The following is a 25,366-nucleotide window of genomic DNA, read 5'->3' on the forward strand; positions in this document are numbered from 1 at the left end:
TCGATGGAGAAATCAGTCAGACCCTCAACGGGATCACAGGGCCTGTTGGAATTTTGACAGACAGCCTGTGGAAATTCCAGAGCAGATTTATCTTCTGGCGTCGGAAAATGCAACTGAACGTGCCAGCTTAGATCAGTTCTTTGATCGGCGAACCATGAGGCAGAATGGGCATGGGGCGGCCGCTGCGGTCCAGGAATTCGTGATTCTGGTCAATGCCCATGAAGTGGTAGACAGTGGCCAGCAGATCGTTAGGATCCAGCTTGTTGTCCTTGGCGTATTCTCCCTTGGCGGTTGTTGAGCCGATGACCTGTCCCATGGGAGCACCACCCCCGGAGACCAGCACCGACATCGCCCCCGGCCAGTGATCGCGGCCCGGTTGCATGACCTTGCTTTTGGTGCCGGGTTTCACATCAATCCGGGGTGTGCGGCCGAATTCTCCTGAGACGACCAGCAGGACTCTCTTATCCAGACCGCGTGCATAAATGTCTTCAATCAGTGCCGAAACGGCCCGGTCAAACGGCGGCATCCGCACACTCAGGTCGTAATACAGGTCACCGTTAATCGCGTGGATGTCCCAGTTGGAATGGATGCGGTTTTTCTGGGTACCGGGAATGTCGGGGTTGTTCATGTACATCGTGACGAAGCTGGTGCCCGCTTCGACCAGTCGCCGTGCCAGCAATGCCCGCTGACCCCATTTATGTCTACCGTAACGGTCGCGGGTGGCGTCGCTCTCTTGTGACAGATCAAATGCCTGACGGGCCTTATCACTGGTCAGCATGCCCAGGGCCTGTTCATTGATGTTATCCAGGGCCTGCATGGAGCCGTGCAGGTCGACGTCTCTGCGGAAGTTGTCAAACGACTGCAGCAGTCCCAGCCGGTCATCGAGGCGATCTTTGACACTGTTGGAAACCGAGAGGTTGGGCACTGAGTAACCCGGCGCACCCGGATTCCCACCCACGACAAAAGGCATCGCAGATTCACCCAGGTAGGCACTGCCACCCCCGTAAGCCCGTGGAGAACTGGCGACATAATTGGGAACGCCGACGCGACGGTGCTCGCGCATCTTCGCGACGATGGGGCCAACGGTAGGAAACTCGGAGACCGGGTTAACGCTCTGCGTTTTACGACCGCTCAGAAAACGGACTGAACCACGGGCATGTTGTGAGTCTTCATGCGAGATGGAGCGGATGATCGAAAATTTGTCGGCGACTTTCGCGTGTAGTGGAAGCAGCTCGCAGATCTCCATACCGGGCGTCCGTGTGGCGATGGGATTGAGCTGTCCGCGATAGTCACTGGGGGCGTTGGGTTTCATGTCATACGTTTCCATATGACTGGGGCCACCCAGCAGCCAGATGAAAATCACTGCGGTGTCTTCCCGGTTTCCTGCCTGGGGATTGAGTGAGTTAGCCAGTACGCGCTGACGAAGCAGGTCGGCCAGCCCCAGACCTCCCAGTGCCATGTAACCGGCCTGAAGAAAACTGCGGCGTGACATTGGGCCGGGACAGTAAACAGAACGGTCAGCACTCATGAAGTTACCTCTGGCTTGTGGATACAGGCGGGAACGTCAATTACTTCGGGGGGCACTTTGTGATGTCGGGATGCAGGAATTTCGCAGGGTTGTTTAGATTCTAACCGTGAGCATGGATACACACAAGTGGAAATTGATGCGTTTGTCTGTTTCTCCAGACTTAATGCCTGGTCCCGTCCCACTGTCGGCGCGTACGTTGAGCCCGACAGGGGACCTGGAAAATTCAAAAGGATTCAGAGAGACCGGCGGGCGGATTCAGTCGTGGTGGGAGGTCGGCAGGCTGTGGTGGCAGGGTTTCGCCCGGACAGGGGCAGGAAGGCGCGGGTGCGCTTCCTCCGGCTGTCCGATCTGCGAAACCGGTTCAGGAAATCGTGCCACAAAAGGAGAGGGAAAACTGAGAATTCTCACGGTTTCCTTCCTGTGTGGTGGTTTCCTGAGTCACAGTCTGTTTGACCTGCTCAGGACGGGAAATCTGAATTTCCCGGGGGGCGTTAATTCCCAGACGCACGGTCCCCTTGCGGGTTTCGATAATCGTAATCTGGATGTTGTCGCCAATCTGAATGGATTCGTTGATTTTGCGGGATAAGACCAACATTGAAAGACTCCTTCTTGTAATGCGGAACAGAACGTGTTTCAAACAACTCGAACACTGCCTGGGTGGGATGCGGATGCAACTCGATCTGTCTGTAGATCGACAGTACTCCGCTCTGTGCACCGACAAACTCTGATACGTGTCGGCGATAGAATCAGGCAACCAAAAGGACTATTGAGTCAGTCGTTCGACTCAATTCAGCAACTATTTTGCTGTCATGTGTCTCTTATATAGGAAGGGCTCGCTCCTCCAGCGGCGAGCATGCGGCCGGCTCCTGCCGGGCAAGTAGTTGATTGCTGGCGCGAACTGTATATCGGTTTGAATTTTCTTGCAAGACCAGTTTTGACTTTTTTACAAAAATGTCGTTTCAGGAGCCCTGCCCGACCTGCTGCAGCACTGGGTCGTCGATCGACTTCATGTTCGAAAGGATCTTCTGGTGCAGTTCATCGCGGATTTTCTGGACCTTCGGATCCTGGGACTGGATGAGATTAGTGGCTTCCTGCGGATCAGTAGTTAGATGGTAAAGCTCATCTCTTTCAGGGTTTAGAAAGTCGCGGATCAGTTTCCATTCCGGCGTACGGTACATTCGCATGTGGGTGTGTGACTGATGCCTGGTGCTGTACTCCGCGTAAAAGTCGTTGTCCCAGGCTTGCTCGTTTTCTTTTTTCAGCAGGGGCACAAAACTCGTGCCACGAATTGTCAGATTCGCAGGAATCGGGACCTGGGCCATCTCCAGGAGCGTCGGAAACCAGTCCAGATTCGAAACGGTTCCTTGAACGACCTGCCCGGATTGTGTGACTCCGGGCCAGAGCACGGCTGTAGGAACGCGGATGGAGTTGTCGTACATGTTAGGCCGCTGCCCCTTGGGAATGTTCTTCGTAGCAGGGGGATTGTGATTGAGTACCCAGTGCCCGTTGCCTTTGTGCCAGATGCCGTTGTGTCCCATGTTGTAGCCATGGTCGCTGGAGAAAATCACGATTGTATTTTCAGACAGATTCAGTTGTTTCAGTGTCTCCAGCAGGCGTCCGACATTCCGGTCCACACTGGCCACGCTCGCCAGGTATTCGCGGGTCATCTGCTTAACCCGCTTCGTGTTCAGATCCGGATAGTCCGGGTTCGGAATCTGTGGATCAAGGTCTTTAAAGGGCGCCCAGTCTTCATTGGCGACCGGCAGCCAGCGTGTGTGCGGCGCGCGGAAGTGCAGAGACAACAGGAACGGTTTGTCTGATTCCTGGCTGATGAAACGAATGGCATCATCGACGAGGATGTCGGGAAGCAGGCCTTCGAGCTTCTGATCTTTGCCATTTACTTCGAGCGTGGGATCTTTAGGCACGTTGCCTCCGCTGCGAAAACCCATGAAGTAATCGTATCCGAAGCGGGTCGGATGCTGTTGATCGAGCAGTCCCAGGTGCCATTTTCCGATCAGGCCGGTTCGGTAGCCCGCGTCGTTAAGCAGCTTGACCCAGGTGACGGTATCGCTTTTCAAACCGAGTTCCGGTTCCGTGCGGGGATGCAGCCAGTCTGTGATGCCCAGTTCACTGCCGTAGCGGCTGGTGACCAGACTGGCCCGTGAAGGACTGCAGACCGGCGTGGTTGTGAAGGAATTGACCAGGTAAGCTCCGTTCTGAAAGATCTGGTCAATGTGGGGTGTCCTGGCGTGCGGATGCCCCGATTTTCCGAGTGCCCAGGGGGCCTGGTCGTCGGTAAACAGGAAGAGAATATTAGGCTGTGTAGCGGCCTGAGTTGCCTGTTGTGCGGGGCTGATGAGGCAGCTGAGAACAATCAGAAATGAAAACAGAACGGAGCGCATGGGATCTGCCTTAAATGAACAGTTGGGGACAATTCACCGAACCATGATTCCAGCTTGTCATCTCAGGCCAGCAACGTCAAGCGTGTTGTAAACTCCTGTCTGGAAACGGGAAAAGTACGATCTTTTTTGCATTCTGCCAGCCGGTCACATACAATCAGAGTGATTAAGTAGCTCACCCCCTTCCCCTTACGAGGATGCCTGCCCATGTTCAGACGAGTTTGCCGGGCTGAACGCGTTTCATTCCCAGCCCTGTCCGTTTTCAGTTTGACCTGTCTGCTGCTCATGCCCCTGGCGTTACGAGCGGCCGAGGAACAACCCCTGGTGGCCCCACGTCCAGAAGCGCAGGCATCAGCGTCAGATGCGGGGGTATCAGCAGAGGATCTGGCGGTAAGGGCCAAAGAATCGGTGGTGTCTGTTTCCTTCGCGGGGCGTGACGGACAAGAAGCCGGCATGGGAACCGGATTCGTGATTGACGCCAATGGCTTGATCGCGACCAACCTGCATGTGATCGGAGAGGCACGGCCGATTACCGTGCAACTCTTAGATGGGACCAGTTATGAAGTTCAGGAAGTCTACGCCACCGATCGGCAGATGGATCTGGCGGTCTTAAAAATCGCCGTCGATAATCTCAAACCACTCAAGCTGGCTGAACCTGATACGCTCAAGCAGGGAGCGGAAGTGGTTGTGCTGGGGAATCCCCAGGGACTGCGTTACAGCGTGGTTAAGGGAGTCAACTCGGGTACCCGCGAAGTTGATGGTAAGCCGATGCTCCAACTGGCGATTCCCATCGAACCCGGTAACAGTGGCGGTCCGGTCCTGGATTCTCAGGGACGCGTGCAGGGAATTGTGACACTCAAGTCAGCGGTCACCCGCAACCTGGGATATGCTGTGAATGTCAGTGCTTTAAAAGGACTGCTGGAAAAGCCGAACCCGGTGCCCATCGATCGCTGGCTGACTATCGGCACTCTGGATGAGCATCTGTGGAAGCCCCTGTTCGGTTCCCGCTGGCGACAGCGTGCCGGCCGGATCCAGGTGGATGGCTTCGGCTCCGGTCTGGGCAGCCGTTCGTTGTGTGTCTCCCAGGAAGCATTGCCCGAACTCCCTTACGAAGTGGCTGTGGAGGTCAAACTTGATGATGAGTCGGGAGCCGCGGGGCTGATTTTCTATTCTGATGAAAATACAAAACACTACGGGTTCTATCCCAGCAACAAGAGTCTGCGGATCAGCCGTTTTGACGGGCCGGATGTCTTTTTGTGGCGGGTGCTGGATGAGAAAAAGAGCAACGCTTATCGCGAAGAGGAGTGGAATCATCTGAAAGTGCGCCTGGAGAAGGATCGCATCCTCTGCTTTGTAAACGATGAAAAGGTTTTCGAGGTCAAAGACCAGCGCTATACCGAGGGGAAAGTTGGACTGGCTAAGTTTCGCAATACGGTGGCTTCGTTCCGTGGATTCCAGATTGCTTCCGAGATCCCCCCCTACCGCCCTTCCAAAGAGACCGCACAAAAGATTCTGGATCTGACGGAAGACCTGCGCGTGGATCGTCCACCCCAGGCAGATCTGATCGAGGCGGTAGTGAAGGAAACTGACGAGCGACGGGCGCAGCAGGCTCTGCAGGAACGGGCACGACTGCTGCAGAAACAAGCCGAGCGTCTGAAGCAGTTGGCGCAGTCAATCCACGAACGTGCCGTACGCGATGAGCTCAAGGCAATTTTCGCCAGCGATAAAAAAGAAGCGGATATCGACCTCATGGAAGCCGCTTTATTGATCGCGCGTCTGGACAATAATGAAGTGGACCCCAAGGTCTATCTGGGCCAGATGAAGAGCATGGCCAATGAGATCAATAAGACGTTGCCCGAAGATGCCAGTGCGAAAGCGAAGCTCAAAGCATTAAATCAGTATCTGTTTCATGAAACGGGCTTCCATGGCAGCCGTACGAACTATTACAGCCGATCCAACAGCTATATTAACGAAACGATTGAGGATCGTGAGGGGCTGCCGATCACACTTTCCGTATTGTATATGGAACTGGGACGACGCCTGGGCCTCGACATTGATGGCGTGGGGCTGCCAGGACATTTTGTGGTCCGCGTGAATTCCATTTCGGAAAAGGGAGAACTGGTGGACGTCTTCGAGGGGGGCGAACCCCTGAGTGATGAAGCCGCGAAGGTGATGATTCTCACAGCGAATGGAGGCCGCTTCGATGCCGAGTTTCTCAAAGCGCAACCCAAACGAGAAATCATCCAGCGGATGTTGCGCAACCTGTTGAATCTCGCCCGGGACGACGAGGATGTGCAGGCCATGCTCCGTTACGTAGAGACGATGATTGCCATCGATGAGGAACTCTTGCAGGAACGCTGGCTGCGGGCCGTTTTGCGTTATCAGACGGGACGAATCGCCGAGGCGATCGCCGATACCGATTATCTGCTGGAGAAATCACCGGAAGGCTTTGATCTCCGACGGATTCACGAATTTCGTAACTACCTGGACACAATGCAGCAGGACTGAAGTCAAGCACCTGCCTGAGGGGAGAGCTGATATGAACTGGATCCGGTGCGCTCTGGCTGGTCTGGTGTTATGTTGTTTTATGGTGAGTCCGTTATCAGCCAGGCATCCCCTGGCAGCCCCGGGAGTCACCAGTCTGACTAACTCTCAGGTCAGGTATCGTACAACCGATGACCACTTTTTCGTATTAAAACGAGGTAAAGTGACAGCGGTGATTGTCGATAATGCGGCCGTCGATACCGAACAGCTGCCGGGGCACCGCGCCGGCTATAATGGTCTGGCTTCACTCAAGTATGCAGGGCAGAAAGAGAATCTGTTTGTTCCCGCGCTGGCGGGACTCAACTTTGAGCACATTCACGATGGGACGACCCGGCTGCCGGAAAAGTTTGAACCGCGCAAGTTTCCTATGGAACTACGGCTGATCTCTGCTGATACGGTTGAACTCTACCAGGCACCGACGCCGAACTGGAAACTGGAAAGCTGCGGTCGTTACCAGATTCTGGACGACGGAACGATCGAATACACGTTTGAGTGTATCCCGCATGCGGATCTGTTCAAAAATGGCTATATCGGCTTGTTCTGGGCCAGTTACATTCAAGCCCCCCAGGATCGTCGGATTCATTTTTACGGGAAGCGGAAAGAAGCAACGGATCAGGGCGAACATTTTTTACATGCCCGCACACCCGCACATGGAGTCGACAGTACACATCCCCCTGCAGGAGTCCGGTTCTTGCCGCGCGTTACTGAAGATTTCCCTCTGACTCTGGTTAACCACCCCTCTGCTTATGTGTATTCGCGTCCGTGGTACTATGGTATTCGTGACAATTATGCTTATACTCAGCTATTCCGATCACAGGATCAGATCTGGTTTGCCCAGTCCCCGACCGGAGGGGGAAAGCAGAATCCCGCCTGGGATTTTCAATGGTTTATTCCGGACTATCAGCCGGGCGAAGCCTATGGTTTTATCATGCGGGCCCATTATACTCCGTGGTCTGATCGCACAACTTTAGAATAACAAATTCAAACTCACTTATCTGCCCTGAAGCAGGACTGATTTCTCCCGTTTTACCTGCGGGTCCGTTGATGCCTGACATGGAAGTCAATGTTGTTAAGCAGGGGCATGGATTGTAAACACGATGCGAAAAATTGGGACGCTGCCCTCAGAGCAGCAGGCGAAACTGTTCGAAGACTTTCTGCTCACAGAGGAGATCGGCGCAAACATCGATACGTCCGGTGACGAGTGGAACATCTGGATCCTGGATGAAGATCAGGTCGAACAGGCTAAGCAGGAACTGGCCGCATTCACAGAGGATCCTGGCGCTGAGAAGTACCAGGCAGCCACCCGTCAGGCGGAAGCCATTCGGGACGAACGAATCGCCCAGGCCCGGGCGGCCGTCAAACGTCAGGTGAAAGTGCGTGATACCTGGAATCAGCCTTTTACCAGTCGCTGTCCGGTAACATCCCTGCTGATCGGTGTCAGTGTGGTCGTGTTTCTGCTGATGAAGTACAGTGAGTGGAATATTCCAATTCGTCAGGCACTCAGTATCTGCTCGTTTCAGGTTTCGGGGGATATGATTCGTTATGACACTCGTTTACTGGATATCAGGCAGGGAGAGATCTGGCGGCTGATTACCCCCATCTTCATGCATTTTAATTTTCTACATATTCTGTTCGATTGTTTCATGACCTACCAGTTAGGAGGGGCAATTGAAATCAATCGGGGTAGTACCAAGCTGGCTTTGATGGTGGTCTTGTTGGCAATCCCTTCTAACCTGGCGCAGTTTTACTGGGGAGGCGCGCATTTTTCCTACGGAGGTCCCGGGTTTGGTGGGCTCTCCGGCGTGGTCTATGGACTGTTTGGCTATATGTGGATGAAAAGCCAATATGATCCACAATCGTCGTTTTATGTGCCTCCCAATATGGTGATCATCCTCATGGCCTGGTTCTTTATCTGTATGACAGGTGCGGTAGGAAATATCGCCAATATGGCTCATGCATTCGGATTGATTACCGGTATCGTCATCGGGCTGGCATCCACGTGGTGGCGCGAGGCTGGCAAATCAAATCGAACTGGCTGAAATCTGCTGTCAGTGATTGTTGCCCTCCCGCCAATCGCCTATAATTTCGTTAGAGTTTGCCGACACTACTGAGTCAAGAACAACAACTAATATTGCTGAACCTCTCAAGTGGAGCGAGATATCGGATGATGAATCGACAAAAATGGAGTTTAACCGCAGGGGTACTGTTTGTAATGAGTTTTGTTTCCCAATCGTTTGTGACTGCTGCAGACAACCCTGCTCCTCCTCAGAAAATTCGTACCGTGGAAGGGATCACGGAGTATGAGCTGGGTAACGGGATGCGTGTGCTGCTCTTCCCTGATGCATCCAGCCCCAAGGTGACCGTCAACCTGACACTGCTGGTCGGGTCACGGCATGAAGGCTATGGAGAGACCGGCATGGCACACCTGCTGGAGCACATGTTGTTTAAAGGGACACCTACGCATCAGAATATCCCTAAAGAACTGCAGGCCCGTGGTGCCCAGTTCAACGGAACCACCTGGTACGACCGGACGAATTACTACGAAACACTGCCCGCCAGCGAAGACAATCTGGAATTCGCCCTGAAGATGGAAGCCGACCGCATGCTGAACAGTTATGTGAAGGCAGAAGACCTGGCTTCAGAAATGACGGTTGTGCGGAACGAATTCGAACGAGGTGAAAACAGCCCGTCCCGCATGCTGATGCAAAAAGTGATGGCGTCCGCATTCGAATGGCACAACTACGGAAAATCGACAATCGGTAACCGGGCCGACATTGAGCGTGTGCCAATCGATCGTCTGAAAGCCTTCTACAAAAAATATTACCAGCCCGATAATGCCGTGCTGATTGTGGCCGGGAAGTTCGAGACGGATCAGGCTCTGCAACTGATCAACAAATATTTCGGCACCATTCCCCGTCCCGAGCGCAAGCTGGATAAAACTTACACCGAAGAGCCTCCCCAGGAAGGCGAGCGGATCGTGACACTGAAACGCATTGGGGAAGTCCCCGTTGTCGGCGTCGCATATCACATCCCCGCAGCCGCCCACAAAGATATGGCGGCTCTGGATGTACTGGAATCAACGCTTACAGATGATCCTTCCGGCGTTCTGTACCAGACCCTGGTGAAAACGAAAAAAGCATCCAGCGTATCGGGTTCGATTTTTGCGTTACACGATCCGGGCGTACTGCGGTTGATGGTGGAAGTCATCAAAGGTAATGACCCGCAGGTGGTGCTGGGCATTATGTTCGATACCCTGCAGGAGGTCCGTGATAAAGGAATCTCTCCCGAAAACGTGGCCCGCGCCAAACAGAAACTGTTGAAACAGTACGAACAGGCCGAAAACAACAGTTCCCGTCTCGCCGTTGAGCTCTCTGAATGGGTGGCGATGGGCGACTGGCGTCTGCGGTTCCTGTATCGAGATGCTCTGGAGAAAGTGACTCCCGAAGATGTCAAACGGGTCGCCGATGAATATCTGAAAGAGAACAACCGGACGGTTGGGATCTTTGTCCCCGTAGAGGAAAGCCAGAAAGTTGCCATTCCTCAGGTGGCTGACATTGAAAAGATGATCGGCGATTACAAAGGCCGCGAAGCAGTCGCGACGGGTGAAAACTTCGACGTTTCTCCTGAGAATATCAATAAACGGACCACAATTAAAACACTGCCCGGTGGTGTGAAAGTGGCGTTACTGTCCAAGAAGACTCGTGGCGAAGAGGTCAACCTGAGAATGACCCTGCGTTACGGGAACCTGGAAAATCTGCAAGGCAAGCGGACTGCTTGTGAGTTTCTGCCTGCGATCATGAAGCGGGGCACGAAAAACCTGACGCGTCAACAGATCGAAGATGAACTCAACAAGCTGCGGGCACAACTTTCGCTCTCTGGTTCTCCGGGTGAAGTGAATGTAGGAATCAAAACCCGCCGCGACAGCCTGGGCAAAGTGCTCGATATTCTGCGTCAGATTCTGCGTGAGCCAACCCTGCCCGCCAGCGAGCTGGAACTGCTGAAAACACAGCAACTGGCGATGCTGGATAAGCAGAAAACCGATCCTCAGTCGCGGGCCATTCTCTCGGTACGGCGTCAACTGCGGCCCTATGCTCCCGAAGATCCCCGTTATGTCCCGGATATCGATGAAGAGACAGCCCGCGTCAAAGCGTTGACGCAGAGTGATCTGCAGTCTCTGTATGAGAATTATCTGGGCGCCTCCGTGGGTGAAATCGCCGTTGTCGGTGATTTCGCAGAAGAGGAAATCTTCGAGCAGCTGGGAACCGTGCTGAACGACTGGAAATCTCCTGCCGACTATGCTCATATCCCATCCGAGCCACATAAGATTCCCGGCAAACTGACGGAAATCATCATTCCCGACAAAGCGAATGCATTCTATTTCGCCGGTCTGACATTTCCGATGAACAGCATGTCTCCCGAGTACCCGGATCTGATTGTCGCCGGTTCGGTTCTGGGGTCCAGCGGTCTTTCCTCACGACTGGGTGACCGGGTACGTCAGAAGGAAGGTCTGGCTTATGGCGTGGGAGCGTTCATTCACGCAGACAATGTCGATCCCCGCGGATCGATATCAATCTACGCCAGCTGCAACCCGGACAATATGGAAAAGGTCGAAGTTGCGATCAAAGAAGAGCTGGAACTGCTGATTGCCAAAGGCATCACAGGTGAAGAACTGGCGAATGCCCAGAAAGGCTACCTGGAACAACAGGAAGTTTCGCGGACCAGCGATGCTTCACTGGCCGGGATTTTGACGACGAACCTGTTCGCTGAGCGTGACATGACTTATTACATTGATCTGGAAAAGAAGATCAATGCGGTCACAGCCGAAGCGGCTCAGAAAGCGTTTGCTAAATTCATCAATCCCAAAGACCTGATTATCACGGTCTCCGGGAGTTTGAAGAAGTAGTCTTTTTGATCTGTGGATCGTTAATCTAATCTGATTCGGGCGGCTCAAACGGAATGGTTTGAGCCGCTCTTTTTGATTAATGGTCCGCAACTCTTATTTAACTTCCTTTACTATCTCCCTGTTTCAGGCTGAGCTGTTTTAACGTGGTGTAGTTGCTTTCAACTGTGATCGATCGACGGTTGATTGTTAGCTGAAAGTCGGCTGCCTTCAATCAACGATGCTTGATTCTCGCTCTGGAACTGGTTACCTTGGGCTTCTTGTCTCATAAACAAAGTCGATTTCCCTCGCCCGATAAATACAGATATAGTAAGAGTTTGCAATGACAGACGAAGCAGACAATTCCCGGATTGAACAAGATCGCCAGTTAATTCTGGATGCCAAACAGCGTGGTACGGGAGCCAAGTTACTGGCATACACAAAACTTTCCGGTCCCGGCTGGTTGCAGAGTGCAATCACACTGGGGGGCGGGTCCCTGGCCGGTGGTCTCTACCTGGGGATTCTCTCCGGTTATCACCTGATGTGGCTGCAGCCACTGGCGATGATCATGGGTGTGATCATGTTGAGTGCCATTGGTTACGTTGCACTCTCCACCAAAGAACGTCCCTTCACGGCGATCAATACACACATTAACCCGGTTCTCGGTTGGGGCTGGGCGATTGCGACTCTGATGGCTAACCTGGTCTGGTGTATGCCTCAGTATGCACTGGGAACCGCGGCGCTCCAGCAGAACCTGGCCCCCGAACTGTTTACCAATGATGACAGCGGGAAAATCTTAGCGGTCGCGATGATGTTCGTTCTTTCCGGGATTGTGATCTGGTTCTACGATTCGGGCGGATGGGGCATCAAGCTGTTTGAAGGGATTTTGAAGATCCTGGTCGGGATCGTGGTGATCTGCTTCTTTGGTGTGGTCATCAAGATGAGCCTTTCCACAAACGATCTGGACTGGGCCAGGATTCTGGCAGGCTATATTCCTAATTTCAGTCTGTTTAATAATCCCTCTCCTGAGTTTGCGGGTGTTTTATCCGAAGCGGGACAATATGCCGATTACTGGAAAAATCTGATTGTCGGCAATCAGCAGAAGGTGATGATCACCGCAGCAGCGACAGCCGTCGGTATCAATATGACCTTCCTGTTACCCTACTCCATGCGGGCCAAAGGCTGGGACAAGGACTTCCGTGGTCTGGCAATGTTCGACCTCTCGACCGGACTGTTTGTGCCATTCGTTTTGGCGACCAGTTGTGTTGTGATCGCAGCTGCTTCCCAGTTCCACGCGAAACCGGCGGCGGGCCTGCTGGGGGAAAAAGACGAACAGGGACAGGTTGTTCAGGCCGATCCGGGCTTGTTGGGACAGTACCATAAGCTGCTGGACAGCCGGATTCAGGCGGAAGTTTCCACCGCAGAGTGGAAGGAACTGTCGAGCGATCAACAGGCACTGGAGCAGAAACGGGATGCAATTCCCCTGCCGGAACGTAAGCTGGCTGCGATGTTGGTCAACCGAGATGCCTTCCAGCTGGCTTCTGCACTGAAGCCGCTGGCGGGAGCCACTGTCTCACAGTTGGTCTTCGGGATTGGTGTGTTATCGATGGCCGTTTCCACCATCATCATTCTGATGTTGATCAACGGTTTCGTATTCTGCGAAATGCTGGGGGTAGAACCCAAAGGGATGTATCACCGGATTGGCTGTTTCATGCCGGCGATTACGGGGTCAGTCGGCTCCTTCTTCTGGAAAGGGGATGCCAAGGCCTGGCTGGCGGTTCCGACTTCAATGTTCGGGATGGTGCTGCTGCCGATCGCTTACCTGACGTTCTTCTTTATGATGAACTCAAAGCAGATTCTGGGCGAGCGGATTCCCACCGGCGGCAAACGGCTCGCCTGGAATATCGCCATGGGGATCGCCACCCTGCTGGCGACCTTCGGTTCGCTGTTCAGTATCAAATCCAGCAGCTTTGCCGGATACGGGTTTACTGCACTGGGGATCTTTATCGGACTGGCAATCGTGGTACACTTCGTACGCAAGCCCGCACCGATTGAACAGCCCCCCGCGGTCGAATAACGAAACCGCGTTAAAAGCTTCTTCAAGGCAGGCATTCGCTGGAATTAATTTTCCGGCGTGCCTGCCTTTTTTTGTGAAGCCTGCTGGAGTTGCTCGCGATTCTCAGTATCTGAATCGGTCCGCTTACTGAAGAAGATTTTTGAAGGACGAATTCGCAGTCGTTGTGCCCAGAACCTCGCCAGCACAGCCAGAGTGCAGATGCCATATTTTACACAACGTCGGAAATTGATACTCGAAGCTTCCGGAAAATAGCGGACCGGAACCGGGATGTCACCCACGCGGAACTGAAAGTGAACAGCCTGTGCCAGGAACTGGCTGTCGAAGACGAAGTCATTGGAATTCCGTTCGAATGGAATTGTTTCCAGAACTTCCCTGCGATAGGCGCGGAAACCGCTATGAAAATCTCCCAGGTTTTGACCCAGGGCAATGTTTTCAGTAATGGTCAGCAACCGATTCGCAAGATATTTCCAGGCCGGCATGCCTCCCGCGAGCGCTTCCTTGCGTGTGCGGATCCGCGAACCCATCACGACGTCACAGATATCCAGCTTGAGTAGCTCTACGGCGAGACCGACTACGCGACTGTCGTACTGATAGTCGGGGTGCAGCATGACAATGTATTCAGCGCCATGTTCCAGGGCATACTGGTAACAGGTCTTCTGATTCCCACCATAACCCCGGTTTTCTTTGTGTCTGATGACCGTGAGCCCTTCCCGTAGAGCGAGATCCACGGTGGCGTCCGTGCTGCCGTCATCAACCAGGATGATTTCGTCGACAGCATCATGTGGCAGATCAGCGAGTGTTTTCAGTAATGTCGATGCGGCATTATAAGCCGGCATGACGACGACGGTCTTGCCCGTAGTGGGAACTGGTTCCGCCGGAGCCGGGGGCGTATCAGTCTGTGGAGTGTAGGCCTGTTCGATTTCGGCCAGCAGCGGTTCCAGGTTTTGAAACTGGGCCATCATCTCGGCGCTGTCAGGAGCAAAGACGGGGACGGCGACACTCTGGTTGCTTTCAGTACTGGTGGATGAATCGAGCACGTTACTCTCCGAGATGAAGTGAAGTGGATCACTGCCGGGCAGCTTAAATCATGTTGTATCTAAGCTTAGTTCACGTTTTTGGCACTTCGCGCCTGTGATAGAGGGCGCTGTCCTGCGGATTTTGAAATGCTTCCGATTCTATCGATTTTACCGGCTCTCGTGCCCGTCCACGCTAAGGATGTTGTCTTCAGGCAACATTTTTTTCAAAGCGTCTGCAGCTTACGGATTTCAAACTATGTTTTGGGTACGTGATACTCCGTCCGCGGATCCAGATAGAAATGGTGTTAATCTCATGAATGGTCAAAAGCGAATCGAACTGCCCTGGCAACTCTGGCAGGCCATTAAGCGTCAGCAACTGCCGCTGATCTCGCTGGCGCTGGTTGTGCTGGTCAGCTATGGTGCGGCTGTGACCTTTGATTTTGTCAACTGGGATGACCCCTGGTACGTGATTCATAATCCGCTGATCAAGAGCTGGCAGCCCGAAAACCTGCAGCTGGTCGCTACAAAAGTGGTGACGCGAAACTATGCGCCCCTGACCGTCTTTTCGTTTCTGGTTGATCATACACTCTATGGTTTGTGGGCCGGCGGATATCATCTGACGAACATTCTGCTGCACCTGGTCAATGTGGTACTGGCTTATCTGCTGGTCACCCGGCTCAGTGGTAATCGAATGGTGGGCTGGGCGACGGCGGCGGTCTTCGCGATTCATCCAGTGCAGGTTGAAACCGTGGTCTGGATCTCTTCACGAAAAGGGCTGCTGTCCGGAGCGTTCATCCTGGCTGCACTCTGGTACTGGCTGAGAAACGAGCGGACACTCGAACAGAATACCTGGGGATTTGTCTGTTTCATCGGAGCGCTGCTTTCCAAGGCACTGGCAGTCGTCGTGCCGGCGATTGTCTTCTGTTACGACTATTGGGTGGCAAAAGTTCCCTTCCGGGAAGCGGTCAAGCGACAGATCTTCCCGAGCTGCTGTGCCCTGCTCCTACTGGTGATTACCATGCTGGCACAGACGAGTGAACTGGGAGGCGTGCGCGACCACTTCGGTATGAGCAAGCTCGAAATTCTCTCTGTTGACAGCGTAATTATGTCCAAATATGTGCAGATGCTGATCTGGCCTCAGAGCCGTTCGGTGCTGTACGACCCGCCTGTTTCAGGCATTGGTCAGTTAGTACTGTTGTCGGTCGTCTGCTGGCTGAGCGCAGCGGCGCTGTTTGTGCGGATGGGCAGACGAAATCCATTGATTCTGTTCGCGGGCGCCACGTTTTTGCTCCTGCTGTTACCGGTGCTGAACCTGTTCCCGATCACGACATTGATGAATGACCGCTATCTGTATCTGCCCTGCATTCCGTTTTTTGCATTGCTGTTCAGCGGCGTTTATCAGATTCTGGAGCAACTTAAAATTCGTGTGCTCACAGGATATTTTGGCAGACAATGCGTGTCAGGCTATCTGGTGCCGGCTGTGTTTGGTGTTCTGGTGCTGACGCTCTTCACTCGTTTCAGTCTGCAGACCTCTCACTACCTGAGTGTCTGGAAAAATGGCATGAACCTGTGGCAATATACCGCGCAGCAGGTGCCCCAGTTACCGGTCGTGCAGATTCAACTGGCGAACAGTTATCATCAGCGCGGAGATTCCGTTCAGGCGGTTGAGATCCTCAAGCGGGCTTTGCGCGACACGCATCCGGACCGACTGGATCAGGAACGGATTGAGCAGAAGCTCCAGGACTGGCAGGCAGAATAACGCCCCTGCGAAGATGCTCCGTTACCCTGCGAGGACAGGCTTGCTTTCTTCAGGTGAATTCCCGTCTTGCGACACGAAAATAAATTCGAGTTGTCGATTCTCAACAGGCAAATAACAGATGCTGTCCCGACAGTGGTTTCCGCGGACTTGAGTGTTTCTTTTATGAAACCGGCAAATATTATCCAAAAATCTTTTCTTTCTCTGCTTGACTGTTTTAACCCGTGACCTAGGTTTAGGTAGCAGAAGTTTGATCCTGAAAGTGAAAACGGATCAGCGCTGCAAAACAAGTTTGACATCATATCGGAAAGAAATTTCCGTTTTCATATGAGTCCAATCTACACCAATATTTTCTGTGAACATTCTTCGTTTACAGAATGAAGCTCTTCTAAGAGGGGGGCATATTGGACGCTTCCTGCGAGGACGTCACTCAGGGAGGCAATGTTTCGGGTGAGCTGTGGTTCATTACCATGGCTTGGTTGTTTTGTCGATGCATGTGGTTCATGACTCGACTCCAATTGGAAAGAAAGAGAGCAACAATGAAGAATCTGACAAAGAGCATCAAGAATTTCCTGGTATCAGAAGATGGTCCTACAGCTGTTGAATACGCTGTCATGCTGGCTCTGATCGTCATCGTTTGTCTGACTGCCATCCAGGCTGTTGGTACAAACGCCAATGCGAAATTCGAACAGGTTCGTGATGCGTTGACCTAATCGAAGCGATCTGTATCGCAACGAATCTACGAGAAAACCGCTCAGTCGAACCATTCGGCTGAGCGTTTTCTTGCGTAACGGGACACTGAAATTCAGGGCCTCAGCCTGCCCCGGCAATGGAATCCCCACGTGTTTCAATCACTGTTAAAAATCAAGGAGAGTGCAGTATGTTTCCGTACTATTTTGATGCCCACGCAGGAGCAGTTCTGGAATTTATGATGATGATTATGATGGTCATTGTCTGGTTCACTTCACTGCTGACCGGCAGCCGCATCTAAAGCCCGATCAAAAAATGGCACACTGTCAGACCAGTCTCGCAGACTGGCCGGTGATTCTGCCGTCGATTGTCTCAATAATCCGGCGTTTCAACAGACAGTGTGGCCTTCTCATGCAGGCCCTTCAGTGGCGTGGAAAAACAGTTGTTTTTTCAAGATATTCCCTGCCCTGCCCGGTCTGTGACCTAGACTGAATAATAAGCATACAACTGATCGCAGCTCAGCTCCTCTGCTTCGAACGGCGGTGGAACTCACCGAAAGTGAGACTTACCTGGGTTGTAAAATTTACTGACAAGAATTATCCCTCAGGAAATGTGTTCAATCACATTTCACTCAGATTGAAATAAGAAAGGCCAGATTGATGGATTGGCATCAGTTACTTCTCGAGAATTGGCATGTTAAGTTTGTTTCCATCGTCTTGATTTACGCTGCTTACATTGATGGTAAAGAACTGCGGGTTCCGAACTGGATTACCTATCCGATGGTTCTTTCCGGTCTGGTCTACATGACCTGGACCGGTGGTCTGGCTGGCCTGGGCTGGGGCCTGCTGGGAATGGCTGTCGGACTGGCTACTCTGCTCCCGCTGTATAGCGTCGGTGGCATGGGCGCGGGTGACGTCAAACTGATGGCCGGCATTGGTGCCTGGCTGGGAGTGAAAATCACCTTCTATGCGTTCTGTGTGACAACCGTTGTGGGAGCCGTGATGGCTGTCGGCATGGTGCTCTACCGCAAGAGCTTTTACAAGCACCTGGGGCAGGCGATCGTGATCCTGGACGAATGGCGTTCCGTCAAGAACCCACGGGAACTCTCCCGGATTGCCAAAGAACGAAAGCCTACCATGTACCTGCTGCCTTACGGGATTCCGATCTGCATCGGATCAATCGCCTACTTCTTCTATGCCGGCCTGCTGTAAAACTGGCTGATTTGCAGTCTGTGAAAATAGGTGAAATAAGAGTAGTGGCCTCTTTGGTTGAAATGCCGAAGAGGTCGCCCCAATCGGAATGATTATTTTAAACGATAAAATCGTTATAAATTGAAGCGAACGCTCTCTGAGTGCCGATGTTGACCATGATGACGGAAGTTCTTTCTGTTGTACTGTGAAAGCAGTTGCCCATCGGGTCAGTCACTTCGATTCACAGTGCTCCTGTGAGCCTGTGAGAAACATGAGTGTCGCTGATGTGTTTCTCTTTTACGGGTGACAGAAATGAAACTGAAGTCATTGATGATGTTGGTAGTCGCAGTCGGCTGTGGTTTAGTTGCGATGTTGGGCGTCCGACAGGTCCTGAATCGGGATAATCAGAAGGAAGAAGTCAAACGAGCGAACGTGCTGGTGACCATTTCCGAGATTGCTCCCGGGACTCCCCTGACGGAATCCAACGTGAAGTTTAAATCATGGCCCATTGATCAAATACCAGAAGGCTCAGTTACAAAGCTGGAAGAATATAAAGAGCGCTCTATTAAAACCCGGGCCGTTCCTGGCGAAATCGTGATGAAAGCGAAGCTCAGTGAACAAGGTGTAAGGGGCGCATCAGTTGAAATTCCAGATGGAAAACGGGTCTTTACGACATCGGTCGATATGACCAAAACACACAGTGGTTTGATACTCCCGGGTGACTTTGTTGATGTGTATGTGACATTCACGGCGCGAAAGCAACAGGGGGGATTGTCGACCATCACTAAAGTAATTCTGGAACGCGTCAAGATCTTTGCCACGGATCATCTCACTGACGTTGGTGGAACCGAAAGCAATCAGGTCAAGTCCAAGAACATATCGTTACTGCTCTCTCCCCGTGAAGGAGCAATTCTGAAACTGGCTGAGAAAAAAGGAGAAGTTCACCTCGCCCTGCGGTCGCAATCAGATGATTCCGACACCGAGGACGTGCAGTTTGACGATCAGGAACTGGCAGAGGTCTTTTCAATTGATGGCAGTGAATATCTGCAGGATGATGAAGAAGCACAGGGCGATGTAAAAGAAGACAAACAGCCTGTTGTTAAGCAGTCACAGGAAAATACGAAGTCGGCCAAAGAGTTTCTCGATCAACAGCAGGAGCCTCAGATGATGACCTCTGCTGAAGTCGAAGTCGAGCCGATGGAAGAAGAAAAGAAAATGTGGCAGATTGAAATTTATTCAGGCGAAGAAAAAATTGTTCAGGAAGTGGAACTGCTGGAAGAGGAACTGAGTGACCAGCAGGCAGCTCTGAAAAATCTGTGGGATTCGTTTACGAAAAGACAGAAACAGAAAATCAATTGAAGTGTGACCCCTGCTCTGTTTCACCAGGCAGGGGATCGCCCAGACAGGCAGGATGGCCTGGCAGGCACAAACTGATAACCGATTCTGAGTAATACCAGGGCTCTCTTCAGGGGGCTCTGGTTAACTCAATTGTTAAAAGCAAGGGGCACGGATGCTGGCCTTCAACAAAATCTTCAAAGTTCATGGACTCTCACTCTGTCTGGCGCTGGTCTTCAGTCTGATCAGCACCACGGCGTACTCACAGAACGAACCACCCGTTCCGCCTGGAGCCAGTGAGCCGGTTGTCCAGGTTTCATCCGAGCAGATGAAACTGGAAGTGACCGAAAAGTTCTCCAAGATTCTGAAGTTTCCCGGCAAAATCAAGCGTGTCGACGGATTTGATCCCACGGTTTTGAATGTCACCGCACTGACTCCCAACGAGATTCGAGTGCAGGCTCTGGTGCCAGGAGTGACCACTCTGGTCATTACTGATGAAAACGGAAAGATCTATTCGGTAGAAACCTTCGTCAGTGGGGATGCCCGTCACCTGCAGGCCTATCTTAAAGAGCTCTTTCCCCGCTCATCTGTTACCGCGATCAAGGTACAGGATTCGGTTGTACTGCGAGGCTGGGTGACTGAGCCCGAAGCGATTACCGAAATGGTCGAAATCGCAGAACAGTTCTTTCCCAACGGCGTTTTGAATCAGATGAAGCTGGCTGGTGTGCAGCAGGTTTTGCTTAAAGTCAAAATCATGGAAGTGCAACGTTCCAAGATTCGGCAGCTGGGCGTGAACTGGCTGTTCCTGAACCAGAGCGGATATGTTTACAGTAACCCGGGGTCACTGGTGCCGCTAACGGGGATTTCTGTTCCCTTCGGTGGTCCACCGGCTTTGACTGCTTCTCAGCAGCTGTTGGGAAATGCCACAATGGGCTTTGGTCTCGTTGGCGATAACAGCATCTTCCAGTCCTTCATCGAAGCGTTAAAACAGGAAGCTTTACTGAAAATTCTGGCAGAACCGGAACTGGTTACCACCAGTGGCCGCCCTGCTAACCTGCTGTCTGGTGGTGAATTTCCGATTCTCGTACCTCAGAGCCTGGGAACAGTGACCATCGAATGGCGTGAGTTTGGTGTTCGCATGGAAGCGGTTCCCATCGTGCTGGGGAATGGGCGTCTGCGACTTGAGGTACAACCTGAAGTCAGTGAACGTGACTTCTCCAACGCGGTTCAGGTTTCCGGAACTACGGTTCCCGGTCTGACCGTACGGCGGGCTAATACGGCAGTGGAAATGAACTTTGGTGAGACTATGGTTATTGCCGGTCTGATCTCCAGCCGTAAAACTGCTGAGACATCCAAGACTCCCTTCCTGGGCGAACTGCCTGTCGTGGGAGCTGCATTCCGCCGGGTACGTTATACGGAAGGCGAAACGGAGCTCGTGATCATGGTGACTCCGGAACTGGTCTCACCACTGAAAGCGGGACAGATTCCTCCGGGAGGACCGGGGCGGTTTACCGCGACACCGACCGATCGTGAATTATACGGAGATGGAGTGCTGGAAGTTCCCAGCTATGGAGACAAATGTCCTGACTGCCGCTATTCAGTGCCTGGACCAATCAGTCCTGAGTCTATGATGCAGATGGAAGATAATGTACTGCCACCCGCTTCCCGGTCGCAGATGCCACCTCCCCCTGCACCGCCGACGATCCAGTCTGAGGTGATTCATAAGCCCGCGATGTCTCCTGAGGAACTGAAAGCCCTGCAGGAACAGCAGAAGATGCAACAGGCTCCCGCGAAACCGGTTGCCGGTGCTCAGGGGATGAAAGTTCCCGACCTGACCGAGGGGAAGCAGGGACAGTGGAAAGCGAAACAGAAAACGGGAAATCCCGCACCGGCTCCTAAACCGGGGACTTTAAGTACACCACCCAAAGGACAGCCTGGTTTAATTGGACCGGGGGGCTAGAAAAAATTTAAAACCCGCCCCGCGCTGATTCGATAATAGAGTAATCAGAGGGAAGAATTAAAACCTTAAGCAAAAGTGATCACTTATGAGTGGAGTAGTTCGACTATCAATTATTGATCCGAATGAGGCGACGCGCAATGAGCTGAAAAACATGCTGATTGGTGTCGATATGGTCTGGCTCGAGGCTGAGTGCAGTCGATATGAATTCTTCACCGAGGTGGTCTCACAGACCAAGCCGGACATCGCTCTGATTTCTCTGGATGCAAATCCTGAACTGGCGCTGAACCTGATTGCCCAGGTGACCCGTGACCTGCCCAGCTGCAGTGTCATCGTGGTCAGCAGCTCGCAGGAAGGCAGCCTGATCCTGCGTGCCATGCGAAACGGGGCCAAAGAATTTCTGGGTTTCCCACTGGTACTGGAAGACTTCCTGTCTGCGCTGAATCGTATCCAGATCGCTTCGGGCAAAACAGAAGGTGGCGAGCACAAAGCGCCTCGTTCCAGCCAGGTCATTACCGTGGCTGGTGTGAGTGGCGGCGTGGGCTGTACTTCACTGGCCATCAACCTGGCCTGCTGTCTGGCGAGTAACGAACAGAACAGCGTTGCGGTGATTGACCTGGATCTCGCACTGGGAGATACGGATGTCTGGCTGGACATCATTCCCGATTACACGATTCAGGACGTGGCAGAGAATATTTCCCGTCTGGATTATTCACTGCTGAAACGATCATTGACCAAACATAACTGTGGTGCGTTTCTGCTGCCGCGACCAGTGCAGATGGATATGTCTACGCAAATCAATACGGACGTACTCAGGCGAATTATTGCCCTGTTGCGGGCTACATTCACCCATCTGGTGATCGACGTCAGCAAGAGCTATAACAGTCTCGATCTGGCTGCGATGGAGCTTTCCGATACCGTTCTATTGACAGCACAACTGGATCTGCCCTGCTTACGAAATGTGGTACGCCTTTCCCAGTTCTTTGACAACCATGACCAGATCGCTGACAAAGTGAAGGTGGTCATGAATCGTCTGGGGCTGGAAGATACGCAGATCAGTATAAACAAAGCTCTGGAGACAATCGGCCGCGAGATTTTCGCGCAGATTCCCAACGATTATGCCACAATGGTTGAGTCCCGTAATAACGGGGTCCCACTGGTTATGCAGGCCCCCAAGGCCAAGCTCACCCGCAGTATTATGCAGCTGGCTGCACACGTTGGTGGAGACAGCCTGACCCATGATGAAGACTCAGCCGCCAAGAAGAAAAAGAGTCTCTTTGGGTTCCTGAATCATTCCAAGTAGGTCGCCGAACACCCTCAGGCATCCAGGTCGAGGTGTGTTCCGAGTGTGCCGTCCGCGTCGGGAGTCCGGCGGGGATGTTCCTCTTCGCTCTGCTGGTCCTTGCCAGGTGGGTGTTCCTGACCGTCGCCTTCTTCATAACCCAGAGGCATGCGTCCGTCGGCATCGCGGTCTCCGGATTTGTCAGCGTCACCAACATCATGCAGTTGGTGATCGGTAATCTCTTTCTGGGTGATCTCACCACTGCGTTGCGCCGAATCAGCCTTCTGTTTTTCGGCTGAGGCATCACTACGCTGGGCCCCCGCGAATGAGCTGTTAATATTGACGGCCCCGGGATTGATCGAACTCATGATCACTGATCCTTCAACTGAAAGAGGTGCAAAGGCTCACTTCAGGTGGAATCTCTTCAGCAAAAATGTCCTGGTATCCAGTCCGTACTGTCGGTGGATACCAGGATATTGTCAATAGCGATTCAGCAGCGTCCTGCTCTGTCGGAGGACAGTCCTGAAAATTACTGTTGCGCTTTCCAGGAGTTCAAAGTTAAATGCGCCTGCCCCTGATGGTGTGGCTCATGCCAGCAGAGAATCTGTAATGCCATCTGATTGGTCCAGCCACGTTCACTCAAACCCGCGGGAACCGTTTCCAGATCAGCTGCGGTGATCTGAGAGATCGCATCGAGGACATTTTCCCGGGATTCACTCAGCACCGAACGAATGGTGTCGATAGAGGGGATTTCGTCACTGGCGTTACTCCCCTTCTGGTAGGAGTCGAACCATTGAGTAAGAGACGAATCTGTTGAGCGCAGACGCTGCGAGGCGAAAAGCTCCTCAGTGATGCCCAGATGCATAATCTGCCAGGCGATATGTGCCCGTCCGGGGCCGGGACGGAAGGTCAGCGCGCTGGTCGGATCGGAGAACTCACTGATTTCATCCAATATTTTTAAAGTCATGGCCCGGTTAAACTTGAGCAGTTCGGAGACCGTGGCGATATCGATACTCATTTTCTGTTCACCCTGTTGTTCTGACGGTGTGGCGGTTGTGAAATTCTTTGCTGGATTGTATACCTCACGGTCTACATCGGAAAAGGGGCTGACTATAATAACAGCCAGAAGTACACAAGAATCGGGATTGTGGTTGAACTGACTGGAATCCCGAGGGTGAACAGATCAATTTTCAGCGTTAGATAAGGAAACTGCCTGACATGGGAGTCTTGGCAGAAAGATACCAGCAGAGCCTGGACTTTCTATTTGGTCGTCTCAATTATGAACGGATGGGGAGTAGCAAGTATTCCACCCAGGATTTCAAATTGAGCCGAATGGAGGAGTTATTGAATCGTCTGGGGAATCCTCAGAATAGGGTCCCCACGATTCATGTCGCCGGAACCAAAGGAAAAGGTTCTACTTCGGTAATGATGGCAGAAATGCTTTCAGCAGCCGGCTATCGCGTGGGACTGTTTACTTCTCCACATGTGACTCGTTACGAAGAACGGATTCTGGTCAATGGTCAGCAGATGGAGCCAGAAGAACTGGTAGAGCTGGTGGGAGAGCTTTCCCAGGTCGTTGTGCAAATGGACCAGGCAGAGAATGGTCTGAGCCCGACTTTTTTTGAGCTGACGACAGCTCTGGCCTGGATGCAGTTTGCCCGTCAGGCGGTTGACTTCGCAGTCATGGAAGTCGGTCTGGGAGGCCGCCTGGATTCAACGAATGTCTGTTCGCCTCTGGTGACAGCCATTACGAATATCAGCTACGATCACACCGCCCTGCTGGGAAATACAATCGAACAGATTACCCGCGAAAAGGCGGGGATTATCAAAGCGGGGATTCCAGTCTTTAGTGGCGTCACACAGTCCGAGGCGATTGCCGTGCTGGAGGAAATCAGCCAGGAGAAACAGTCTCCGCTCTTTTTAATGCAGAGGGACTTTTCCGGAACTTCAGTGGAAGCAGTTGAAGTGCCGGTACTGTCTGCGGCAACCGGGCTTCCCTGTCAGCAGGTTGAAGTTCAAACCCCCTGGTCCAGACTGGAACAGATTCCAGTGAGCCTGTTGGGGGCGCATCAGGCGATCAATGCGACTCTGGCGGTAACCGTTCTGGACTATCTGCGTCAACAGGGAGTCGAGATCCCGTTAGATCTGTTACGAAAAGGGATGGCAGACCTGAAATGGCCAGCCCGCATTGAACTGGTGCAGAAGCAGCCTCCCGTTGTTCTGGACACAGCACATAATGGTGCTTCGATTCAGGCTTTGGTTGATACACTGTCAGCCTGTTTTTCTGAACCGGACCGGGTGCTGATTTTTGCGGTCACGCGGGACAAGGATGTGCAGGAGATGTTGAGAACACTGCTGCCTCATTTCCAGACAGTGATCCTGACACAATATCTTTCCAATCCGCGGCGGATTCCCGTAGAAGAACTGCTTGAGATCACTCGATTGATTCAAGAGGAGATCGGGAATGCGTCTGAACTGGTCGTGACTGCAAGTCCCGAAGCCGCCTGGTCGCGGGCCAGATCAGAAGCAACAGATAAAACTTTGATCTGTGTGACGGGGTCGTTTTTTATCGCAGCAGAGATGCGGGAACTGCTCCTCGGTAAAACCGATGAAATGCTGCTGTCCGGGACCTGTTAAGCTTCCGTTATCTACTGAAGCATCGCTCACTGGCCTACGCGCAGAAAAAAAGGGAAGCGGCACTAAGTCCACTTCC

At 52.6% G+C, this 25,366-nt stretch carries 18 protein-coding genes; 12 read left to right on the top strand and 6 right to left on the bottom strand.

The genetic code is table 11. The features are described 5' to 3' along the window. Positions 1 to 127: 127 nt before the first annotated feature. From RID21_RS15240 to RID21_RS15250, 3 genes are all read right to left on the bottom strand, one after another. Complete coding sequence (locus RID21_RS15240; RefSeq protein WP_350190246.1) at positions 128 to 1,528, bottom strand: DUF1501 domain-containing protein; 1,401 nt, start codon at positions 1,526 to 1,528, stop codon at positions 128 to 130. A gap of 361 nt (positions 1,529 to 1,889) precedes the next feature. Next, on the bottom strand, positions 1,890 to 2,123 hold the full coding sequence (gene csrA, locus RID21_RS15245) for a carbon storage regulator CsrA (RefSeq protein WP_350190248.1): 234 nt from the start codon (positions 2,121 to 2,123) through the stop codon (positions 1,890 to 1,892). 364 nt (positions 2,124 to 2,487) lie between these two features. Then, the gene (locus RID21_RS15250; protein ID WP_350190250.1) at positions 2,488 to 3,930 is read right to left on the bottom strand and encodes a sulfatase family protein; all 1,443 of its coding nucleotides are present in this window, start codon (positions 3,928 to 3,930) and stop codon (positions 2,488 to 2,490) included. Between the two features lie 204 nt (positions 3,931 to 4,134). Between RID21_RS15250 and RID21_RS15255 the strand changes: the two genes are divergently transcribed. The 5 genes from RID21_RS15255 (at position 4,135) to RID21_RS15275 (ending at position 13,427) form a co-directional block, all read left to right on the top strand. After that, entirely contained in the window at positions 4,135 to 6,435 is a 2,301-nt protein-coding gene (locus RID21_RS15255) for a transglutaminase family protein (protein WP_350190252.1), read from the top strand. 31 nt (positions 6,436 to 6,466) lie between these two features. Beyond that, the gene (locus RID21_RS15260) at positions 6,467 to 7,447 is read left to right on the top strand and encodes a hypothetical protein (RefSeq protein ID WP_350190254.1); all 981 of its coding nucleotides are present in this window, start codon (positions 6,467 to 6,469) and stop codon (positions 7,445 to 7,447) included. A 121-nt stretch (positions 7,448 to 7,568) separates the two neighbouring features. After that, positions 7,569 to 8,510 (top strand): rhomboid family intramembrane serine protease, encoded by a 942-nt coding sequence (locus RID21_RS15265; protein WP_350190256.1) that lies wholly within the window; start codon positions 7,569 to 7,571, stop codon positions 8,508 to 8,510. 173 nt (positions 8,511 to 8,683) lie between these two features. Further along, the gene (locus tag RID21_RS15270) at positions 8,684 to 11,374 is read left to right on the top strand and encodes a M16 family metallopeptidase (protein ID WP_350190258.1); all 2,691 of its coding nucleotides are present in this window, start codon (positions 8,684 to 8,686) and stop codon (positions 11,372 to 11,374) included. Positions 11,375 to 11,693: 319 nt separating this feature from the next. Beyond that, positions 11,694 to 13,427 carry a divalent metal cation transporter gene (locus RID21_RS15275; RefSeq protein ID WP_350190260.1) on the top strand — a complete coding sequence of 578 codons (1,734 nt, stop codon included), beginning with the start codon at positions 11,694 to 11,696 and terminating at the stop codon, positions 13,425 to 13,427. A gap of 44 nt (positions 13,428 to 13,471) precedes the next feature. Here the strand turns inward: RID21_RS15275 and RID21_RS15280 are convergent, their stop codons facing one another. Further along, complete coding sequence (locus RID21_RS15280; RefSeq protein ID WP_502892619.1) at positions 13,472 to 14,464, bottom strand: glycosyltransferase family 2 protein; 993 nt, start codon at positions 14,462 to 14,464, stop codon at positions 13,472 to 13,474. Positions 14,465 to 14,756: 292 nt separating this feature from the next. Here RID21_RS15280 and RID21_RS15285 point away from each other — a divergent pair, with 292 nt between their 5' ends. The 6 genes from RID21_RS15285 to RID21_RS15310 all read left to right on the top strand — a co-directional run bounded on the left by RID21_RS15285 (position 14,757) and on the right by RID21_RS15310 (position 22,674). After that, positions 14,757 to 16,202 carry a hypothetical protein gene (locus RID21_RS15285; protein ID WP_350190262.1) on the top strand — a complete coding sequence of 482 codons (1,446 nt, stop codon included), beginning with the start codon at positions 14,757 to 14,759 and terminating at the stop codon, positions 16,200 to 16,202. A 536-nt stretch (positions 16,203 to 16,738) separates the two neighbouring features. Then, on the top strand, positions 16,739 to 16,912 hold the full coding sequence (locus RID21_RS15290; protein WP_144985973.1) for a Flp family type IVb pilin: 174 nt from the start codon (positions 16,739 to 16,741) through the stop codon (positions 16,910 to 16,912). Between the two features lie 636 nt (positions 16,913 to 17,548). Continuing rightward, positions 17,549 to 18,100, top strand: a complete 552-nt coding sequence (locus RID21_RS15295; RefSeq protein WP_145440228.1) for an A24 family peptidase — start codon at positions 17,549 to 17,551, stop codon at positions 18,098 to 18,100. A 291-nt stretch (positions 18,101 to 18,391) separates the two neighbouring features. Continuing rightward, positions 18,392 to 19,438 carry a Flp pilus assembly protein CpaB gene (cpaB, locus tag RID21_RS15300; RefSeq protein ID WP_350190264.1) on the top strand — a complete coding sequence of 349 codons (1,047 nt, stop codon included), beginning with the start codon at positions 18,392 to 18,394 and terminating at the stop codon, positions 19,436 to 19,438. Between the two features lie 151 nt (positions 19,439 to 19,589). Beyond that, complete coding sequence (locus RID21_RS15305; RefSeq protein ID WP_350190266.1) at positions 19,590 to 21,374, top strand: type II and III secretion system protein family protein; 1,785 nt, start codon at positions 19,590 to 19,592, stop codon at positions 21,372 to 21,374. A gap of 85 nt (positions 21,375 to 21,459) precedes the next feature. Next, on the top strand, positions 21,460 to 22,674 hold the full coding sequence (locus RID21_RS15310; RefSeq protein ID WP_350190268.1) for a CpaE/TadZ family protein: 1,215 nt from the start codon (positions 21,460 to 21,462) through the stop codon (positions 22,672 to 22,674). Positions 22,675 to 22,688: 14 nt separating this feature from the next. Here the strand turns inward: RID21_RS15310 and RID21_RS15315 are convergent, their stop codons facing one another. Then, positions 22,689 to 23,021, bottom strand: coding sequence for a hypothetical protein (locus tag RID21_RS15315; protein WP_350190270.1), 333 nt, complete (start codon positions 23,019 to 23,021; stop codon positions 22,689 to 22,691). A gap of 161 nt (positions 23,022 to 23,182) precedes the next feature. Next, complete coding sequence (locus tag RID21_RS15320; RefSeq protein WP_350190272.1) at positions 23,183 to 23,671, bottom strand: DinB family protein; 489 nt, start codon at positions 23,669 to 23,671, stop codon at positions 23,183 to 23,185. A gap of 200 nt (positions 23,672 to 23,871) precedes the next feature. On the opposite strand from RID21_RS15320, the gene RID21_RS15325 reads away from it, so the two are divergent. After that, entirely contained in the window at positions 23,872 to 25,290 is a 1,419-nt protein-coding gene (locus tag RID21_RS15325) for a bifunctional folylpolyglutamate synthase/dihydrofolate synthase (RefSeq protein WP_350190274.1), read from the top strand. The last annotated feature ends 76 nt before the right edge of the window (positions 25,291 to 25,366 follow it).

It is taken from the genome of Gimesia sp., assembly GCF_040219335.1.
Lineage (GTDB): Bacteria > Planctomycetota > Planctomycetia > Planctomycetales > Planctomycetaceae > Gimesia.

Bases quoted from the DNA above. Each gene is read 5' to 3' on its own strand.
- RID21_RS15240 (WP_350190246.1), bottom strand. From the start codon at position 1,528: ATGAGTGCTGACCGTTCTGTTTACTGTCCCGGCCCAATGTCACGCCGC.
- csrA (WP_350190248.1), bottom strand. From the start codon at position 2,123: ATGTTGGTCTTATCCCGCAAAATCAACGAATCCATTCAGATTGGCGAC.
- RID21_RS15250 (WP_350190250.1), bottom strand. From the start codon at position 3,930: ATGCGCTCCGTTCTGTTTTCATTTCTGATTGTTCTCAGCTGCCTCATC.
- RID21_RS15255 (WP_350190252.1), top strand. From the start codon at position 4,135: ATGTTCAGACGAGTTTGCCGGGCTGAACGCGTTTCATTCCCAGCCCTG.
- RID21_RS15260 (WP_350190254.1), top strand. From the start codon at position 6,467: ATGAACTGGATCCGGTGCGCTCTGGCTGGTCTGGTGTTATGTTGTTTT.
- RID21_RS15265 (WP_350190256.1), top strand. From the start codon at position 7,569: ATGCGAAAAATTGGGACGCTGCCCTCAGAGCAGCAGGCGAAACTGTTC.
- RID21_RS15270 (WP_350190258.1), top strand. From the start codon at position 8,684: ATGAGTTTTGTTTCCCAATCGTTTGTGACTGCTGCAGACAACCCTGCT.
- RID21_RS15275 (WP_350190260.1), top strand. From the start codon at position 11,694: ATGACAGACGAAGCAGACAATTCCCGGATTGAACAAGATCGCCAGTTA.
- RID21_RS15285 (WP_350190262.1), top strand. From the start codon at position 14,757: ATGAATGGTCAAAAGCGAATCGAACTGCCCTGGCAACTCTGGCAGGCC.
- RID21_RS15290 (WP_144985973.1), top strand. From the start codon at position 16,739: ATGAAGAATCTGACAAAGAGCATCAAGAATTTCCTGGTATCAGAAGAT.
- RID21_RS15295 (WP_145440228.1), top strand. From the start codon at position 17,549: ATGGATTGGCATCAGTTACTTCTCGAGAATTGGCATGTTAAGTTTGTT.
- cpaB (WP_350190264.1), top strand. From the start codon at position 18,392: ATGAAACTGAAGTCATTGATGATGTTGGTAGTCGCAGTCGGCTGTGGT.
- RID21_RS15305 (WP_350190266.1), top strand. From the start codon at position 19,590: ATGCTGGCCTTCAACAAAATCTTCAAAGTTCATGGACTCTCACTCTGT.
- RID21_RS15310 (WP_350190268.1), top strand. From the start codon at position 21,460: ATGAGTGGAGTAGTTCGACTATCAATTATTGATCCGAATGAGGCGACG.
- RID21_RS15315 (WP_350190270.1), bottom strand. From the start codon at position 23,021: ATGAGTTCGATCAATCCCGGGGCCGTCAATATTAACAGCTCATTCGCG.
- RID21_RS15320 (WP_350190272.1), bottom strand. From the start codon at position 23,671: ATGAGTATCGATATCGCCACGGTCTCCGAACTGCTCAAGTTTAACCGG.
- RID21_RS15325 (WP_350190274.1), top strand. From the start codon at position 23,872: ATGGGAGTCTTGGCAGAAAGATACCAGCAGAGCCTGGACTTTCTATTT.